15 protein-coding genes are annotated in these 16,486 nt (G+C 60.5%); 6 read left to right on the top strand and 9 right to left on the bottom strand.

The features are described from left to right. Window positions 1-12 precede the first annotated feature (12 nt). From AC1DV9_RS10275 to bfr, 5 genes are all read left to right on the top strand, one after another. The gene (locus AC1DV9_RS10275) at window positions 13-948 is read left to right on the top strand and encodes an ImuA family protein (protein WP_477947638.1); all 936 of its coding nucleotides are present in this window, start codon (window positions 13-15) and stop codon (window positions 946-948) included. 10 nt (window positions 949-958) lie between these two features. Then, entirely contained in the window at window positions 959-2,398 is a 1,440-nt protein-coding gene (locus tag AC1DV9_RS10280) for a Y-family DNA polymerase (protein WP_477947975.1), read from the top strand. After that, entirely contained in the window at window positions 2,395-5,850 is a 3,456-nt protein-coding gene (locus AC1DV9_RS10285) for an error-prone DNA polymerase (RefSeq protein WP_477947639.1), read from the top strand. Before AC1DV9_RS10280 ends, AC1DV9_RS10285 begins: the two co-directional genes overlap by 4 nt. A gap of 91 nt (window positions 5,851-5,941) precedes the next feature. Beyond that, window positions 5,942-6,334, top strand: coding sequence for a (2Fe-2S)-binding protein (locus tag AC1DV9_RS10290; RefSeq protein WP_477947640.1), 393 nt, complete (start codon window positions 5,942-5,944; stop codon window positions 6,332-6,334). Further along, on the top strand, window positions 6,300-6,791 hold the full coding sequence (gene bfr, locus AC1DV9_RS10295) for a bacterioferritin (protein WP_148194370.1): 492 nt from the start codon (window positions 6,300-6,302) through the stop codon (window positions 6,789-6,791). Before AC1DV9_RS10290 ends, bfr begins: the two co-directional genes overlap by 35 nt. 607 nt (window positions 6,792-7,398) lie before the next feature. Here the strand turns inward: bfr and AC1DV9_RS10300 are convergent. The 6 genes from AC1DV9_RS10300 to rsfS all read right to left on the bottom strand — a co-directional run bounded on the left by AC1DV9_RS10300 (window position 7,399) and on the right by rsfS (window position 13,122). Continuing rightward, window positions 7,399-7,932 (bottom strand): RNA pyrophosphohydrolase, encoded by a 534-nt coding sequence (locus AC1DV9_RS10300; RefSeq protein WP_477947641.1) that lies wholly within the window; start codon window positions 7,930-7,932, stop codon window positions 7,399-7,401. 9 nt (window positions 7,933-7,941) lie between these two features. After that, a complete protein-coding gene (locus tag AC1DV9_RS10305; protein WP_477947642.1) occupies window positions 7,942-9,138 on the bottom strand; it encodes a divergent polysaccharide deacetylase family protein in 1,197 nt (398 codons plus the stop codon). 79 nt (window positions 9,139-9,217) lie between these two features. After that, complete coding sequence (locus AC1DV9_RS10310) at window positions 9,218-10,540, bottom strand: S41 family peptidase (protein ID WP_112385952.1); 1,323 nt, start codon at window positions 10,538-10,540, stop codon at window positions 9,218-9,220. After that, the gene (locus AC1DV9_RS10315) at window positions 10,530-11,945 is read right to left on the bottom strand and encodes a murein hydrolase activator EnvC family protein (RefSeq protein ID WP_477947977.1); all 1,416 of its coding nucleotides are present in this window, start codon (window positions 11,943-11,945) and stop codon (window positions 10,530-10,532) included. The genes AC1DV9_RS10310 and AC1DV9_RS10315 overlap by 11 nt, the downstream gene beginning before the upstream one ends. A 129-nt stretch (window positions 11,946-12,074) precedes the next feature. Next, complete coding sequence (gene rlmH / locus AC1DV9_RS10320) at window positions 12,075-12,557, bottom strand: 23S rRNA (pseudouridine(1915)-N(3))-methyltransferase RlmH (protein ID WP_310296541.1); 483 nt, start codon at window positions 12,555-12,557, stop codon at window positions 12,075-12,077. A 118-nt stretch (window positions 12,558-12,675) separates the two neighbouring features. Further along, window positions 12,676-13,122 (bottom strand): ribosome silencing factor, encoded by a 447-nt coding sequence (gene rsfS, locus AC1DV9_RS10325; protein ID WP_112385950.1) that lies wholly within the window; start codon window positions 13,120-13,122, stop codon window positions 12,676-12,678. A 199-nt stretch (window positions 13,123-13,321) separates the two neighbouring features. Here rsfS and AC1DV9_RS10330 point away from each other — a divergent pair, with 199 nt between their 5' ends. Next, the gene (locus AC1DV9_RS10330) at window positions 13,322-13,699 is read left to right on the top strand and encodes a winged helix-turn-helix domain-containing protein (protein ID WP_310296539.1); all 378 of its coding nucleotides are present in this window, start codon (window positions 13,322-13,324) and stop codon (window positions 13,697-13,699) included. Here the strand turns inward: AC1DV9_RS10330 and modC are convergent, their stop codons facing one another. The 3 genes from modC to modA all read right to left on the bottom strand — a co-directional run bounded on the left by modC (window position 13,700) and on the right by modA (window position 16,347). Then, window positions 13,700-14,767, bottom strand: a complete 1,068-nt coding sequence (modC, locus tag AC1DV9_RS10335; protein WP_477947644.1) for a molybdenum ABC transporter ATP-binding protein — start codon at window positions 14,765-14,767, stop codon at window positions 13,700-13,702. After that, a complete protein-coding gene (modB, locus tag AC1DV9_RS10340) occupies window positions 14,764-15,465 on the bottom strand; it encodes a molybdate ABC transporter permease subunit (protein WP_112540398.1) in 702 nt (233 codons plus the stop codon). Before modB ends, modC begins: the two co-directional genes overlap by 4 nt. Before the next feature lie 90 nt (window positions 15,466-15,555). Then, a complete protein-coding gene (modA, locus tag AC1DV9_RS10345) occupies window positions 15,556-16,347 on the bottom strand; it encodes a molybdate ABC transporter substrate-binding protein (RefSeq protein WP_112517857.1) in 792 nt (263 codons plus the stop codon). Between the last annotated feature and the right edge of the window lie 139 nt (window positions 16,348-16,486).

The following is a 16,486-nucleotide window of genomic DNA, read 5'->3' on the forward strand; positions in this document are numbered from 1 at the left end:
GGAGTGAACGTCATGGCACAGACGGCCGTGACGCGCGAGCGGCTTTTTGCGCTCCGCGAAACCATTGCGAAACTCGAGGGCAAACCGGTTCCGGCGCTGGCAGCAGCGGAGCAGGAAGCTGCGGCTGCCGGAAATGCACCACGAAAGGGGGGGAAGGCACCACAATTCTCCTTCGGCGTTCCTCAGCTGGACGAAGCCCTCGAAGGCGGCTTGCCGCTCGATGCCTTGATTGAAATCCGCACCCGGATGTTTCGTGATGCGGGCGTCAGCAGCGGCTTTGCTCTGGCGCTCGCGGCAGCGCTGCAGCATCGGGCAGAGGAAAAAAATCCCGTTCTCTGGATCGCCGACAAGGTCGGATCGATCGAGGCCGGTGTGCCCTATGCGGTGGGGCTCAAGGATTTCGGATTGCGGCCGGAGCTCTTTCTGCATGCAAGTCCGCGCAAGCTGGAGGATGCGCTCTGGCTTGCGGAGACGGCGCTGGAAAGCGGTGCTTTCATCACGACGATCCTGGAAATTCGCGGCAATCCGAAATCTTTCGGCCTTGCCGAGAGCCGGCGCTTTCATCTCAGGGCGAAATCGGCTGGCCGCTCTCTCCTGCTCCTGCGGCAATCAGGGGAGGAAGAGGCAAGCAGCGCCCATGTCCGTTTTCTTGCCGAACCTGCGCCCGCGCGGGAACGGCCTCTGCCGGATGGTTCGATGCTGGGCGGCAGCATCGGCAATCCGGTTTTTCATCTCACCCTGGAGAAGAGCCGCAATCCGGCCCCCCTCTCCCTCTTCCTGGAGTGGAACCCCCATGACCGCCAGTTTCTCACCGTCGAACAATCAGCCGTCACTCGCTTTCCAGGCGAGCGCGCAGCGCATTCTGGCGCTGCATTTTCCGCATCTCTCCACGGACAGGATCGCCCGCACGAGATGGGGTCTCTCGTGGCGTTCGAAAGGGCATCCTGACGCGGCGCCGATCGTCTGCTCGGGCCGGTCCGACAATACGATGCGGCTGACGGCGCTCGACGAAAAGGCCGAGAAACTCGGCCTCAGGAAAGGGCTTGGCGTTGCCGAAGCCCGCGCCATTCACCCGGTCATCGACGTCATCGAGGAAGATGCTGCTGCCGACCGGCGCTTGCTGGATGCGATCGCCGACTGGTGCGACCGCTACACGCCGCTGGTCGCCCTCGACGGCAAGGACGGGCTGTTTCTCGATATTACCGGCTGCTCTCATCTTTTCGGTGGGGAAAGGGCGATGCTGAAAGATATCCTCTTGCGGCTCCATCAGATGGGCCTGGATGTTGGGGGCGCGATTTCCTCGTCGCCCGGACTGTCCTGGGCCGTCAGCCGCTTTGGCGAAGGCGGGGTGATTGCCGAGGATGAGGCGGGTGCTGTTCTCGAACCTCTGCCGGTCACCGCACTCCGCCTCGATGCGCCTGTCGTTGCAGCCCTGCAGAAACTCGGCCTCCGCTATATCGGCGATCTCATGCAGGCGCCCCGTGCGCCTCTCACCCGCCGCTTCGGCGCACTTGTTCTTTTGCGGCTCGATCAGGCGCTGGGCCTGGATGAGGAGCCCGTTTCTCCCCGCTTGCCTATTGCCAGCCTATCGGCAGAGCGGCGGCTTGCCGAGGCGATCACGGCCGAAGAGGACATTCTCCTTCTTGCAGGTCAGGTTGCGCATGCGTTGCAGCCTTCGCTTGAGACGCAAGGCATTGGCGGAAGGGTCTTCGAATTGGTGCTGTTCCGGGTGGATGGCTGCGTCTTTCGAATTTCTGCCGGTACCTCCCGGCCATTGCGTGATCCGCAGCGCATTGCCAGCCTGTTCTGCGAGCGGCTGACAGCAATTCACGATGATCTCGATGCCGGCTATGGTTTCGAGATCCTGCGGATCAATGTCCTCAGGCATGAAAACTTCCAAAACGAACAGGATGATTTTGAGGGAGAACGGCAGACGGCGGTCTCGCTTGCCGGGTTCGTGGACAAGGTTTCTGCCCGTCTTGGCGAGGAATGCCTGATCCGTTTCGAACAGCGTGAAAGTCACGTTCCGGAACGTGCGGTCTTTGCCGTTCCGGCGATCGAGACCTTGCACAAATCGCCCCGAGAGCTGGCCGCTCCGATGGCAAGGGGCGATAGACCCGTTCGGCTGCTTGCCATGCCCGAACCGATGGAGGCCTTTGCTGCCGAAGTTCCAGATGGAGCTCCGGCGTATTTTCGCTGGCGGCGTATCCGGCACCGCATCCTGAAAAGCGAAGGTCCGGAGCGGATCGCCATGGAATGGTGGATCGATGGCGTGGATGCCAAGGAGCGGGACTATTTCAGCGTCGAGGATGAGAAAGGCTATCGCTTCTGGATCTATCGCGAAGGTCACTACGGACCGGATATGCCGCAATGGTTCATGCATGGAGTTTTCGCATGACACCGGCCTTTTTCGAAATCGGCGCGAGAACGAACTTCTCCTTCCTGGAAGGGGCCTCCAGGCCGGAGGAGATCGTCACTCAGGCAGCCATTCTCGGCCTTTCCGGCATCGGGATTGCTGACCGGAATTCAGTCGCGGGTGTCGTGCGCGCCTATGCCCAGACGAAGGTTTTCCGCGGCAAGTATGAGCGGAAGCTGGCGGGCAAGCTGGAAAAGGATGAGAAGGCGGAAGACATTTTGCAGCCCGTTCCGTTCCAGCCAGGCGCTCGTCTGGTCTTTTGTGATCAGACGCCTGACATCCTGGCCTATCCCAAGAACCGGCAGGGCTGGGCGCATCTCTGCCGGCTTCTGAGCGCCGGAAACCTGAAGGACGGCGCGGTCAAAGGGACGTGTCTGCTGGAGGAGGCGGATATGATGGAATGGGGCGACTGCATGATGCTGGCTGCCGTTCCTTCCCCCACCATTCTCAATGCCTCTGCCCGCAGGGATCAGTTTTCGGATTGCCTCGGGCGCCTCAAGGAACGGTTTGGTGCAAATCTGTTTCTGGCCCTGACCCCTGCCTATAACGGCCATGATGCGCTGACATTTGCGACCTTCGCGAATGTGGCGGCGGAAAATCGCGTCCCGTTGATCGCAACCAACCAGCCTCTCTATCACGACAGAACCCGCAGACCCCTGTCCGATGTCGTGACGGCCATTCGCGAGCATGTGGCGATCCCCAAGGCTGGCTTTCTTCTGGCTCAGAACGCCGAGCGTTATCTCAAAGACAACAGGGAGATGTCGCGGCTCTTCAGAAACTATCCCGAGGCGATCGAGAATACCGGCAGGTTCTTTGCCGGGTTGGAATTTTCCCTAGACGAGATCAGCCATAACTATCCGGCAGAAAATGCGCCTGGGGAAACGGCATATGAGACGCTGGACCGGCTGACGCGGGCGGGCGCGATCAAGCGGTATCATCCAGAAGCGGTGCCGGAAAAAATCCAGGAACAGATCGACTACGAGCTCGATCTGGTCAGACAGAAAGACTATGCGGCCTACTTTCTGACGGTTCACAGGATCGTTCATTACGCACGCTACGAGAAGAGTATCCTCTGCCAGGGACGAGGCTCGGCGGCCAATTCGGTCATCTGCTATTGTCTGGAGATCACGGAAGTCGATCCTAAAAAAAGTACCCTGCTCTTCGACCGGTTCATTTCCATGGATCGTGACGAACCACCTGATATCGATGTCGACTTCGAGCATGACAGGCGCGAAGAGGTCATCCAGTTCATCTACGAGGCCTATGGACGAAATCATGCCGGGTTGACGGCAGGAGTGACCACCTACCGGACGCGCTCGGCAGGGCGCGAGGTGGCGAAGGCTTTCGGGCTTTCCGAAGACGTGCAGTCGGCAATTGGTAGCCTGGTCTGGGGATGGTCGGACGATAGCCTCTCCGAGCGCGAGGCGAAGGCTGCTGGTCTCGACATGTTCGATCCGATGACCCGGAATGTGCTGCAATATGCCTCCGAGCTTCTGTCCTTTCCGCGGCACCTGACCCAGCATGTCGGCGGCTTCGTCATCACGCGTGACCGGCTCGACGAAATCGTGCCGATCATGAAAACGGCGATGCCCGGCCGCTACATGATAGAGTGGGACAAGGATGATCTCGACAATGTCCGGATACTGAAAGTGGATGTCCTGGCGCTCGGCATGCTGACATGCCTGCGCAAGGCTTTCACGCTTCTTGAGGATCACTATGAGGTCAGGAAGACCCTTGCCGATCTCGGCAACAGGGAACATGGCGATGAGGGCAGGCCCGTCTATGAGATGATGTGCCGGGCCGATACGCTTGGTGTCTTCCAGATCGAGAGCCGGGCGCAGATGAGCATGCTGCCACGACTGAAGCCGGATCGGTTCTATGATCTGGTCATCGAAGTGGCGATCGTCCGGCCGGGGCCGATCCAGGGCAATATGGTGCATCCCTATCTCAAGCGGCGCGAGCAGTTCAAAAGCGGTGTCAAGATCGAGTATCCAAGCGAAGAGCTGAAACCGGTGCTGGAGAGGACGCTCGGCGTTCCGCTGTTTCAGGAACAGGCGATGCAGATCGCCATCACCGCGGCGGGCTTCAAACCGGCTGAAGCCGACAAGCTGCGGCGAGCCATGGCGACGTTCAAGCGCACAGGAACGATCGGGAACTTCGAAAGCCGGTTCATCGAGGGAATGGTTGCCAAGACTTATCCCAAGGAATTTGCAGAGCAGTGCTTCAACCAGATCAAGGGTTTTGGGGAGTACGGCTTCCCCGAAAGCCATGCGGCGTCCTTTGCCCTGCTCGTTTACGCCTCCTCGTGGATGAAGGCTTACTATCCTGACGTTTTCTGCGCGGCGATGCTGAACTCTCAGCCGATGGGGTTCTATGCACCGGCACAGCTGGTGCGCGATGCGCGGGAGCATGGTGTCGAGATCCGCGAAGCCGATATCAATCGCTCGGATTGGGATTGTCTCTTGGAGGAGGCGGTTTTTGACCGGCGGCGAATCGATTTTCGTCATGCCGAGATGCGCAGCGTCATTCGATCCAAGCGGGCCGTCCGCCTCGGATTCCGGCAGATAAAAGGCCTTTCTGAAGATGCGATGCGGAGGCTGGTGGCGCAGCGCGACGGGGGCTATCGTTCGATCCACGATCTCTGGCGGCGATCGGGCTTGAAGAAAACCGATATCGAGCGGCTTGCCGATGCTGATGCCTTCGGATCCATCGGGCTTTCGCGGCGTGAGGCGCTCTGGGCTGTTCGGGCTCTGGATGCGCAGAGCGCGGCGGAGAGGTTGCCGCTGTTCGAGCGCGCTGCTGAAGATGATCTTCAGATCGAGCCGGAGACAAACCTGCCTGAAATGCTGCCTGGAGAGCAGGTCATCGAGGATTACCGCTATCTGTCCCTGTCGCTGAAGGCGCATCCCGTCTCGTTCCTGCGCGAGGAATTCAGCAAGGCTAGCATCTGGCGCAATGTCGACCTGCTGCAGGTCGAGAATGGCAGGCGGGTGACGATTGCCGGCCTCGTCCTTGTCCGTCAGCGTCCGGGCTCGGCCAAGGGCGTCGTCTTCATGACGCTGGAGGATGAGACGGGGGTGGCCAATGCCATCGTCTGGCCAGCGGTTTTCGAGAAGTATCGTGCCATCGTCATGGGTGCGCGGCTGGTAAAAATCCGCGGGAAGCTGCAATGCCAGAGCGGTGTCATCCATACCGTGGTCGAGCATATCGAGGACATGACGCCGGCTCTCGGTATTCTGCAGCAGGAAGCGCGGCGTTTCGGCGCCAGCGACCGCTCGGATGAAGCGTTACGGCCCACTGTCGATCAGCGGCAGAAGAAGATCATGACAAATCTCGAACGGGCGGCCTTGGAAAAACGGATGCTCGACCGGACGCGGGAGCCAGCCACCGGAGAAACTGCAAAAGTGATGCCGCGGGGCCGCAATTTCCATTGAAGCCGGAAAATCCTGCAAGAACAAATCGATATGCCGGAGCGCCGCCTTTCGCTCACGCCGATGCGACATTTTGGGTCTTCGACGAAGGTTTATGGGTGTCGATTTTTTCTTGACAGCCACCATCTTCTTTAGCAGAAAACACGATAGTGAATGTCATGTTTGGAATGATGACGTGCTCGTCTGCAGCTGCAATTACATAGCCGACAAAGAAATCCGGGAGGTTATCAACAGCCTTCTCGATGAGGACTGTTGGCAGCTGATCGTGCCTGCGAAAGTCTATCACGCCATGGAGAAACGCGGCCGCTGCTGCGGTTGCTTCCCCAATGTCGTCGATATCATCATCCAGACCACCGAGGACTATCACGCCCGTCGCCACTCGACGGAAGACGAAATATTTGATTTCATGTCCCGCCTGAAGAATTTCCATGAAGAAAACAGGAGAGCGGACATTGAAAGGCGACAAAAAAGTCATCGAGCGGCTTAACGAGGCACTGTTCCTCGAACTCGGTGCAGTCAACCAATATTGGGTTCACTACCGCCTTCTCGAAGATTGGGGCTACACCAAGCTTGCCAAGAAGGAACGGGCCGAATCCATCGAAGAGATGCATCATGCCGACCGTCTCGTCGCACGTATCATCTTTCTCGAAGGCCATCCCAACCTCCAGACACTGGCGCCGCTTCGCATCGGCCAGAATGTCAAGGAAGTGCTGGAAGCCGATCTTGCCGGCGAATACGACGCTCGCACGGCCTACAAGAAATCCCGCGACATCTGTCATGACGCCGGCGATTACGTTTCCATGAAGCTGTTCGAAGAGCTGCTGATGGACGAGGAAGGTCATATCGATTTCCTCGAAACCCAGCTCGAACTGCTCGGAAAGATCGGCGAAGCCAAGTATGGCCAGCTGAACGCCGATTCCGCCAACGACGCGGAAGGTCACTGAGCTCAGGAATGGCCGCGAAAGCGGCTGTCCGGATAATGACGAGCCCCGCCGGTTTCTGCCGGGGTTTGCTATTTCCCGGCGGGGATACTCATAGGCCTTGTGGGAGCTGCAACGGCTTTCCATCAGATTATCGGCGCCTTCACGCTTCCACGCCGCTGCGATCTTGGCGATGAGCGCGGTGTGTCGCACCGCTGCCGGCACAGGCGAATCCTCCTGAGAAGCATTGCGCGGCCTGTGCTCCCTATTACGCGACCAATCCTGCCAGATGCGAGAATTCGGCTACGACCCGTTCGCAGCCTTGCGCTTGAAGGCCCGATCAGATCCGGCAGGCCGGTCATCGGCTTTCATTCCCCGGCATCGAATTCCGCCTCATGGCACCCGCCGGCGGCTCGATGGGGATTTCTTTGTCGTCACCCTCGACGCGGAAGGCAAGCCAGCGCTGCGTCTGGCCGCGAAACTTGCCTTTTCAGACCGTGTCGATAAGGCGCCGCGGCAGGTCGTTTCAAGCATTCTTCGGCGCCGTTGCGATCCTCGCAATGAGCGCGGTGGATTGCACCCTGCCAGAACAAGCGAATTCACCTGAAAGGCATTGCGCGGCATGAGCTGCCTATTCCGCGGCCTTCAATCCTGCGAGACGCGAGAATTCGGCAACGACCTGTTCATAGACCTTACGCTTGAAGGTTACGATCAGATCCGGCAGGTCGGCCATCGGCTTCCATTCCCAGGCATCGAATTCCGGCTCATGGCCGCCCGGCGGCGGGTTGATGGCGATTTCGCTGTCGTCGCCTTCGAAGCGGAAGGCAAACCAGCGCTGGGTCTGGCCGCGAAACTTGCCCTTCAGGCCGATGCCGATCAGGTGCGGCGGCAGGTCGTAATTAATCCAATCCTTCGCCTCGCCGAGAAGGGAGACGGTTTTCATACCGGTCTCTTCATAAAGCTCGCGATAGGCAGCCTCCAGCGGGTCCTCGCCCTTGTCGATGCCACCCTGCGGCATCTGCCAGAGCTGCGCCGAGCCGTCATATTCTGAATTGCCGATTGGAATGCGCCGCCCGGCCCAAACCAGGCCCTCGCGATTGAGGATCATCACGCCCACGCAGGGGCGGTAGGGCAGGTCGTCTGCGGTGATCGGCGCCTTGGTCATCCGGTTTCCTCAGGGCTTTTTCGGGTCGTTTGCCAGCGCGGCGACACCGACGATCTCGATGCCGCGCATGGCGGCTTCTTCGCTCCACTTGGAGATGGCGTCAATGCTTTCGTCGAAGGCAGAGGCAACGCCGATCGCGTGGCCATTGCGCTTGGCGATGCGTTCGAGCTCGTCAAGTTTCTGCATGATGGCGTTGACATCGAGCTGGCCGTCAAGCTGCAGATCGGCAAATGCATAGGGGAGCTCGGTTCCCCTGGCGACGGCTTCGGTCTTCGATTGCGCTGAGGAACCGTCGTCGAGGAACAGCAGGCCGCGCTTGCCGATATCACGCATCACGGGCTCCATCGCATCCGGATTGGAGAGGAAGCGGCCGCCCTGATAATTCATGATGCCGGTGTAATTGGTGATCTCGCCCATGGCGCGATGCAGGTTCTCGACATTCTTGGCTGGCGATTTCGAAGTCAGCAGCGTTTCCGGACCGGGATCATTCGCCGGGTAATCAAATGGTTCGAGCGGCACCTGCATGAGGATTTCGTGCCCGCCTCGCCGTGCGTCCTGCATCCAGCGCTGCAGACTGTTGCCGCTGGCTGCGAAGGCGAAGGTGATTTCCTCGGGCAATTCCTTGATGGCGCGCTGCGTGCCGGTCTGGCTGAGACCAAGGCCGCTGACGACAATGGCAATACGAGTACCGCGGGCGCCGGACCAGGGCCGGGCATACTGATCCATCGGCCTGCGGCCATCGGGGCCGACGATGGGCAGACGGCCGAAGGGCGAGTCTTCCAGAAGGCTGTCATTCGGCATGGCGGCCATGCGCGGATCCTGACCGACCTCGGTCGCGTCGATCAGAGCCGGGCCGTCGCCGTCACGCGGGCGTGGGCTGTATTTGGTGACGATAGAGCCGTCACCCGTCACCATTTTCTCGACATTGGCGCCGGAATGCGGATCGGAACGCGTCATGCCGTTGGCGGTCGATTGATCCGGTGTCGCTGGTGTCGGGACCGCATCTGTGGCGGGTGAAGCCGCTTGCGTTTCGGGCGCCGGTTTCGGTTGTTGCAGGCCGTCATCGCGCATTGCTGTATAAAGAGAAAAGCCGCCTATGCCGATCAGGCAAAGGCTGGCGGCTATCCGGCCTATCCGCAGGATACCTGGCCGCTTCGGGCCAGGTTTACGGTTCTGGCCGAGTGGTGCATGCAAATCCGTTCCCAATTTCCTCGCCCGCCCCAAAACCGGGAAACAGTCAGAATCATCAGGCCGGATGTTACTCCGGCCTGATGCATTTTCTCAATTACTTTGCGGAAACCGCCTTGTCCGGGTTCGGTGGGAAGGCCGGATCGGTCTTCTTGCCGCGGAGCAGATCAAGTGCGTAGTTCAGCTGGACGTCGTCCTTCGGATCCGGCGGCACATAGGCGACCGAGCCCGAGCCTTCATCCGTCTCGCTCTGGCCCTTGATGTGGCCGCGCAGGCTGGATTCGCCCTCGGTCACCATCTTGCCCTTCAGATCATCAGGCAGCGGCTCTTCGACCTTGATATCAGGCGTGATGCCGGTGCCCTGGATCGAGCGGCCCGACGGCGTATAGTAGAGTGCCGTCGTCAGACGCAGCGCGCCGTTTTCGCCCAGCGGGATGATCGTCTGGACGGAGCCCTTGCCGAATGAGCGGGTGCCGAGGATGGTTGCGCGGCGCAGATCCTGCAGGGCGCCGGCTACGATTTCCGAAGCCGAGGCCGAACCGCCGTTGATCAGCACGACAACTGGCTTGCCATCCGTCAGATCGCCCGGGCCGGCATTGAAGCGGCGGGTTTCATCCGGATTGCGGCCGCGGGTGGACACCACCTCGCCGCGCTGCAGCAGGGCGTCCGATACCTTGATCGCCTGATCGAGCAGACCGCCCGGGTTAAGACGCAGGTCGAGGACATAACCCTTGAGCTTGTCGGCAGGAACGGTTTCCTTGATCTTGGTGATCGCCTTCTCGAGATCCGGATAGGTCTTCTCGGTGAAGGAGATGATGCGCAGATAACCAACATCATCCTCGACGCGGGACTTTACGGCCTGGACGGCAACGACATCGCGAACGATCGTCAGTTCGATCGGCTTGTCGGCGCCCTTGCGGATCAATGTCAGCTTGATAGGGGTGTTGATGGCGCCGCGCATCTTTTCGACGGCGTCCTCAAGCTTGAGGCCTCGAACGGACTGGCCATCGATCTCGGAAATATAGTCACCGGCGAGAACGCCGGCCTTGGCCGCAGGCGTATCGTCGATCGGGGTGATGACCTTGACGAGCTCGTCTTCCATCGTGACTTCGATGCCGAGACCGCCGAACTCACCCTTCGTCTGGGTGCTCATATCCTCGGCGTCCTTGGCATTCATGTAGCTGGAATGCGGGTCGAGCGAGGAGAGCATGCCGTTGATCGCATTCTCGATCAGCTTGTCTTCAGCCGGCGGCGTCACGTATTGGGCGCGGACACGTTCGAAGACATCGCCGAAGACCGAGAGCTCCTTGTAGGTGGAAGCACCGGCCGCCTCGGCAGGCACGCCGGCCGAATAAATGACGCTCATCGCGGTCGCACCCATCAATGCGCCGACCAGAACAAGAGAAGCCCTACGAATCATTGCGTGCCTTTCCAGTGTCTTTGGCGGTCCACCACGGCCGGGAATCGACCGGTTTACCGTCCTTTCGAAATTCAATGTAAAGCGTTGGCCGGTTTGTTTCCAGCGCCAATGCTGTCGCGCTTGCCACTCTTTTCGCGCCCATTGCCGCAAGCGGCTCACCGGCAAAAACGAACTTGCCCTGGCGGGTGCTGATCGTGTCCATGCCGGATAGAACGAGGTGGTATCCGTCGCCTGTATCGAGAATGATCATCTGGCCGTAACTGCGGAAAGCGCCAGCAAAAACCACCAGTCCGTCAGCAGGTGCCGTGACCACGGAATCCGGATTGGTCGCCAGCGTCATGCCCATCGCCTCGTGGCCGGTACCGTCGGCATCGCCAAACTGACGCAGAATATCGCCCGCTACGGGCAGCTCCAATTTCGCCTTCAATTCTCCGAACGGATATGCGGGCGCAATGCGGTTTTTATCGGGCACTCCGCTGTCCGCCAGGGCCTTCGCCTGGGCCCGCTGCTCGTCGGTCAGGAGCTTGCGATTTTCCTCTTCGCGCCGGGCCGCTTGGGCAGCTTCGCGCACGGAAGAGATTTCCGATTCCATCGAGGCGACGAGGCCTTCCAGCGTCGTCGCCTTTCCTGCCAACTCCTCCGAGCGCCTCTTTTCGGCGTCGAGTTCGGCAGCGCTGCTGCGGCTGTGCTTGTCGTTTTCTGCGAGCAGGAGATCCATACGGCGCTCCTCTTCGATGCTGTTGGTCATCGTCGCCGTCAGACCGGCGCGCTCCTTGGCGCTTGCGGTCTGCAGGGCTGCGAGATTGTTGAGATCGGCCGTCAACCTATCGGTTTCCTTGCGCATTCCCGGCACGACAGCACCGAGCAGGATGGCGCTGCGAACCGAAGCGAGGGCGTCGTCGGGAGTGACCAGCAGCGCCGGTGGCGGATTGCGGCCCATGCGCTGGAGGGCTGCCAGTACTTCCGCAAGCAGTCCGCGGCGGTCGTGCAGCGAGCGGCGGATGCCGTCTTCCTTGACGCCCAGATCGGCGAGCTTCTTCTCGCTGTTGAGGATCTGCTTTTCCAGCATCTTGCGGCGGGCGGCGGAATCGATCAGTGCCTGACGGATGCTCGAACTGCTCTTGTCGAGATCGGCGATGCTCTTCTCAAGCTCGTTCACTTTATCTGACGAAAGATTGATCGTCTTCGATAGCGCATCGAGCTCTGCGCGCGTCTCATCGCGCTTCCTCGCCAGCTCGGCGGCGGGGTCAGGCGGTGGCGTGATGGCCTGCGGAGACGGTGCTGCGGCAGCGGGAGCGACGTCCTGCACATTCTGGACAGGGGCGTCCTGCGCCTGCGCTTCGATCACCGAGCCGGAAGGCGGATTTGCCGCAACAATGCCGGCCGCAAGCAGAGGCAAAATCAGGCTCGTTCGCTTGCGGGCGCTTCTTGTCATGCGTGTTCGGGGCAACTCTCAAAATCGCGCGGAGACTAAGCTGATTTGGCGGCTTTGACCAGAAAGATCGGCATGCCTGATAACACGGCTGCGTGACCCTCAGACGCGGTGATAGGGATGCCCGGAAAGAATGGTAACGGCGCGGTAGAGCTGCTCGGCAATCAGGGTGCGGACGATCTGGTGAGGCCATGTCATCTTGCCGAGACAGAGCGTCATGTCGGCCCTGTCGTAGAGCGCCGGATCCAGCCCGTCGGCGCCGCCGATGGCGATCGTCAGATCGCGTTTGCCATTGTCGCGATAGGTGCCGAGGGTGTTGGCGAAAGCCTCGCTGTCGAGCGCCTTGCCGCGCTCGTCGAGCAGAATGAGGATGCCGCCTTCGGGAAGGGTCTTCAAAAGCATCGCCGCCTCCTCGCGCTTGCGCGTTTCGGCATTTGAGGCGCGGCTTTCGGCCACTTCGGCAACACGGGAGAATTCGAGGCCGACCGCCGGGCCCGCCTTGGAAAAACGGTCGAAATAACGGGCCGCAAGATCCTTCTCCGGGCCGGATTTGAGCCGCCCCACGGCAAAAAGACCAATACGCATCTCACCCGCTCCTGTTCAGCATTCCGAAGAACGCAAAACCGGCCTGCTGGCCGGTGTCCAATGTTTCCGGCCTTGCTTGCATGCCGCGTCTCAGGCGCCGGTGAAGGCGTGGCGCCTGTTAGTGCAGCGTTTCCTCGTCGAGGTCCGGAGCAGCCCACATCTTTTCGATGTTGTAGAACTCACGGATTTCGGGGCGGAAAACGTGCACGATGATATCGCCGGTGTCGATCAGGATCCAATCGCCTGCATCCTGGCCTTCGACACGCGCGGCACCGAAGCCGTCGTCCTTGAGGTCGGAGAGGAGATGGTCTGCGATCGCCATGACATGACGGGTCGATCGCCCTGAGACAACGACCATATGGTCGCCCAGCGCAGATTTCCCAGCAATGTCGATGGTGACGATATCTTCAGCTTTCGAGTCCTCGAGGCTCACGAGGACGGCTTGCAGGGCGCGGGCAGCGGCATCGGCGCCACGTTCCGGGCTCTTCGGGATAACGGCGAGCGTTCTTCCCTTGGCGTGTACTGTTGTCAGTGCTTTCCCTTTCCTGGAATAACAGACATGCACATCAACTGATTTGGGCGTTCCAAATCATAGTTAAGATAGGCATCAAACAATTAATCTTTCAAGACACGGCCGTGGTTTCATGGCGCGAAGACTTGTCTGCGCGATCAAAAATTATGACAGGCCGGTATTTCCGGCGGCTGTGTACAGCGGCCAAGGCCACGCGTAAAGTGCAGCGGTTCATTCGGAAAATACTGACTTCATGCCTGATCCCGCGAGACCCAATCTCATTCCAGTGCTGCGCATCAGCTTTCCGCACGAGGACCGGCTCGGGCGCGGCAAGATGGAGCTTCTGGAGCATATCCGTGAGACCGGCTCTATTTCGGCCGCCGGCCGGGCGATGGATATGTCCTACCGGCGCGCCTGGCTGCTGGTCAGCGACATGAACCGGATGTTCAAGCAGCCGGTGGTCGAATCGCAGCGCGGCGGGCAGAAGGGTGGCGGTGCTGCACTGACGCCGTTCGGAGAAGAGCTGCTCGCCCGTTTCCGCCGAATGGAAGAGACGGTTCGCGCAACGCTGGCGAGCGACCTTGCCTGGCTTGAGGGAAACCGCAGCCCCACCGACGGCGCAACGGAATGATCAGGGCTGCAGCGCAACCGTCTTGATCACGGCAAAAACAGACTTTCCGGGCGCCAGCGCGAGCTTTTCTACCGATAGCGCCGTGATGCGCGACAGGATGACATCGCCGCCGCAATCGACCTGAACCTCGACCGTGCCATCGTCGGCAGGCGCCATTTCACGGATGGTTCCGCCAATGATGTTGAGGGCGCTCAAGCCCTCGGGCTTCACCGTCGCCAGCATGACGTCGCGGGCCGGGATCAGGATGCGGACCCGTTTGCCCGGCTCCGCCGCGGCACCCGGTACCTGCAGCGCGCCTGTCTTCAGTGTCACCGTCGCCAGCTGGTGTTTCGGGTCGACACTTGCGACCGTCCCCTCCAGAAGCGCGCCGGCTTCCCGACGTCCCTCGCTTCCCGATGGCCGGCTCAGAATGTCGGCGGCGCTGCCGATCGCTTCCACCCTGCCGTCGCGCATGACGACGACCTGGTTCGCCAGGCGGGCGACTTCGGCGATCGAGTGGCTGACATAGACGATCGGGATCTGCGTCCCATCGCGCAAACGCTCGAGGTAAGGCAAGATTTCGGCTTTGCGTGCTTCATCGAGCGCTGCCAACGGCTCGTCCATCAGAAGCAGGCGCGGGGAAGACAGCAGCGCCCGACCGATTGCCACACGCTGCCTTTCGCCGCCGGAGAGTTTTGCCGGTGCGCGGGTCAGCAGAGGCTCGATCCCCAACATGTCGACGATGCGATCGAAATTATCAGTGCGTCCGGCTTTCGGCGCGAACCAGCGGCCATAGGTGAGGTTGCTGCGGACGCTCAGATGCGGAAAAAGCCGCGCCTCCTGAAAGACATAGCCGAAGCGGCGGCGGTGGCGCGGAACGAAGATGCCCTTGGCGGTATCGGTCAACGGTTCGCCATCGAGAAGCACCCTGCCCTCTTCCGGGCGTGTCAGACCGGCGATGATACGGATCATCGAGGTCTTGCCGGATCCGGAACGCCCGAAGAGCGCAGTCACGCCGTTCTCGGAGCTGAAGGCGCCTTCGAGCCTGAAGGCGCCGAGGTGGTGGCGGGCGTCAACGGTCAGCGTCATGCCGGATCCACTTTCCGGCCGGCGAGATAGGCCATGTATTCGGATGCCAGTAGCGCCGCCATGGAGATCGCGACGGCCACCAGCGTCAGCCTGAAGGCGCCGGCATCGCCGCCCGGCACCTGCGTGAACGTGTAGATCGCGGCGGACAGCGTTTGGGTCTCGCCGGGGATGTTCGAGACGAAGGTGATCGTGGCGCCGAACTCGCCCATGGCCTTTGCAAAAGACAGGATCATTCCCGCGATGATGCCAGGCAATGTCAGCGGCAGGGTGACAGTCAGGAATACCCAGAGCGGACTTGCGCCGAGAGTGCCTGCCGCCTCTTCGAGCTTGCGGTCGACCGCTTCGATGGAGAGGCGAATGCTGCGCACCATCAGCGGGAAGCCCATCACGGCGCAGGCCAGTGCAGCGCCCGTCCAGCGGAAGGAGAGGACGATGCCGAGATATTGGTCGAGCAGGCTGCCGACCGGCCCGCGGCGGCCGAACAGGACGAGAAGAATGAAGCCTGTGACGACAGGCGGCAGGATGAGCGGAAGATGGATGATGCCGTTCAGAATCGACTTACCGTAGAAGCGGCCGCGGGCGAGCAGCAGCGCTGCGCCGATACCGAAAGGCAGGCTGGCGATCATCGCCACGATGGAGACGCGAAGGCTGAGCATGATCGCCGTCCATTCTTCCGCGCTCAGGCCAAGGGCATCCAAGATCCGTCTTCTCCAAAAATAGAAGGCTCGCAGAAATGCGAGCCTTCACGCTAAGCTGCAGAAAGAAATTCTGCAATCATTTCAGTTCGATCACTTCAGGATCGTGAAACCCTGCGCGGTGAAGAACGGTGCGGCCTTGTCGGATTTCAGGAAGTCGAGATAAGCGGCGGCATCGGCATTCTTGCTTTCGGCGAGCAGCGCCACCGGATAGATGATCGGTGGGTGGGAATCGGCCGGGAAGGTGCCGACGATCGCAACGCCCTTATCGGCCGCTGCGTCGGTCTGGTAGACGATGCCGTAAGGCGCTTCACCGCGCGAAACGAGTGCCAGTGCGGCGCGAACACTCTCGGCGAAGGCGGCCTTCGGCTCAACCGACTTCCAGATGCCCAGCTTGTCGAGGGCGGCCTGGCCGTATTTGCCGGCCGGAACGGATTTCGGCTCGCCCATTGCCAGCTTGCCGTCGCCGATCAGGCCCGCAAGGTCGAAGCCCTGCTTGATATCGACAGGCTTCGCCTTGTCCTTGGCGGCGACCAGCACCAGACGGTTGCCGAGAAGGTTGGAGCGGGTGTCGTCCTTGATCAGCTTCTTGCCGGCGACATAATCCATCCAGTTCAGATCGGCGGAAATGAAGACGTCTGCCGGTGCGGCGTTTTCAATCTGCTTGGCAAGCGCGCCGCTGGCAGCATAGGAGACCACGGCTTCCTTGCCGCTTTCCTTGGCCCAGGCGGCGTTTGCGGCATCGAGGGCGTCCTTCAGGCTCGCAGCGGCGAAGACGGTCACCTTTTCGGCGGCCGCAGCCGGCTGCGGCAGGGTGCCGAGGCCGATAAAGCCGGCGGAAATAGCGGCAATAGCCAGTTTCATCCAATGACGGCGGTTCTGCATAAAATTCACTCCCCGGTTCGAAATATCGAAGCGAATATATCGATCTGCCTCGCCTTGGCTAGGGATATATTTTCACAAACATATTGATGCGTGGCCACATTTTCTGCCTAAGTATTGCCACAAATGAATCGATAAACTT

The sequence above is a fragment of the Rhizobium sp. 01L410 genome (assembly GCF_056400165.1).

Bases quoted from the DNA above. Each gene is read 5' to 3' on its own strand.
- modC (WP_477947644.1), bottom strand. From the start codon at position 14,767: ATGACGCTGACCGTTGACGCCCGCCACCACCTCGGCGCCTTCAGGCTC.
- AC1DV9_RS10300 (WP_477947641.1), bottom strand. From the start codon at position 7,932: ATGACCAAGGCGCCGATCACCGCAGACGACCTGCCCTACCGCCCCTGC.
- AC1DV9_RS10290 (WP_477947640.1), top strand. From the start codon at position 5,942: ATGGGTGTCGATTTTTTCTTGACAGCCACCATCTTCTTTAGCAGAAAA.
- AC1DV9_RS10275 (WP_477947638.1), top strand. From the start codon at position 13: ATGGCACAGACGGCCGTGACGCGCGAGCGGCTTTTTGCGCTCCGCGAA.
- rlmH (WP_310296541.1), bottom strand. From the start codon at position 12,557: ATGCGTATTGGTCTTTTTGCCGTGGGGCGGCTCAAATCCGGCCCGGAG.
- modA (WP_112517857.1), bottom strand. From the start codon at position 16,347: ATGCAGAACCGCCGTCATTGGATGAAACTGGCTATTGCCGCTATTTCC.
- AC1DV9_RS10330 (WP_310296539.1), top strand. From the start codon at position 13,322: ATGCCTGATCCCGCGAGACCCAATCTCATTCCAGTGCTGCGCATCAGC.
- AC1DV9_RS10310 (WP_112385952.1), bottom strand. From the start codon at position 10,540: ATGATTCGTAGGGCTTCTCTTGTTCTGGTCGGCGCATTGATGGGTGCG.
- AC1DV9_RS10285 (WP_477947639.1), top strand. From the start codon at position 2,395: ATGACACCGGCCTTTTTCGAAATCGGCGCGAGAACGAACTTCTCCTTC.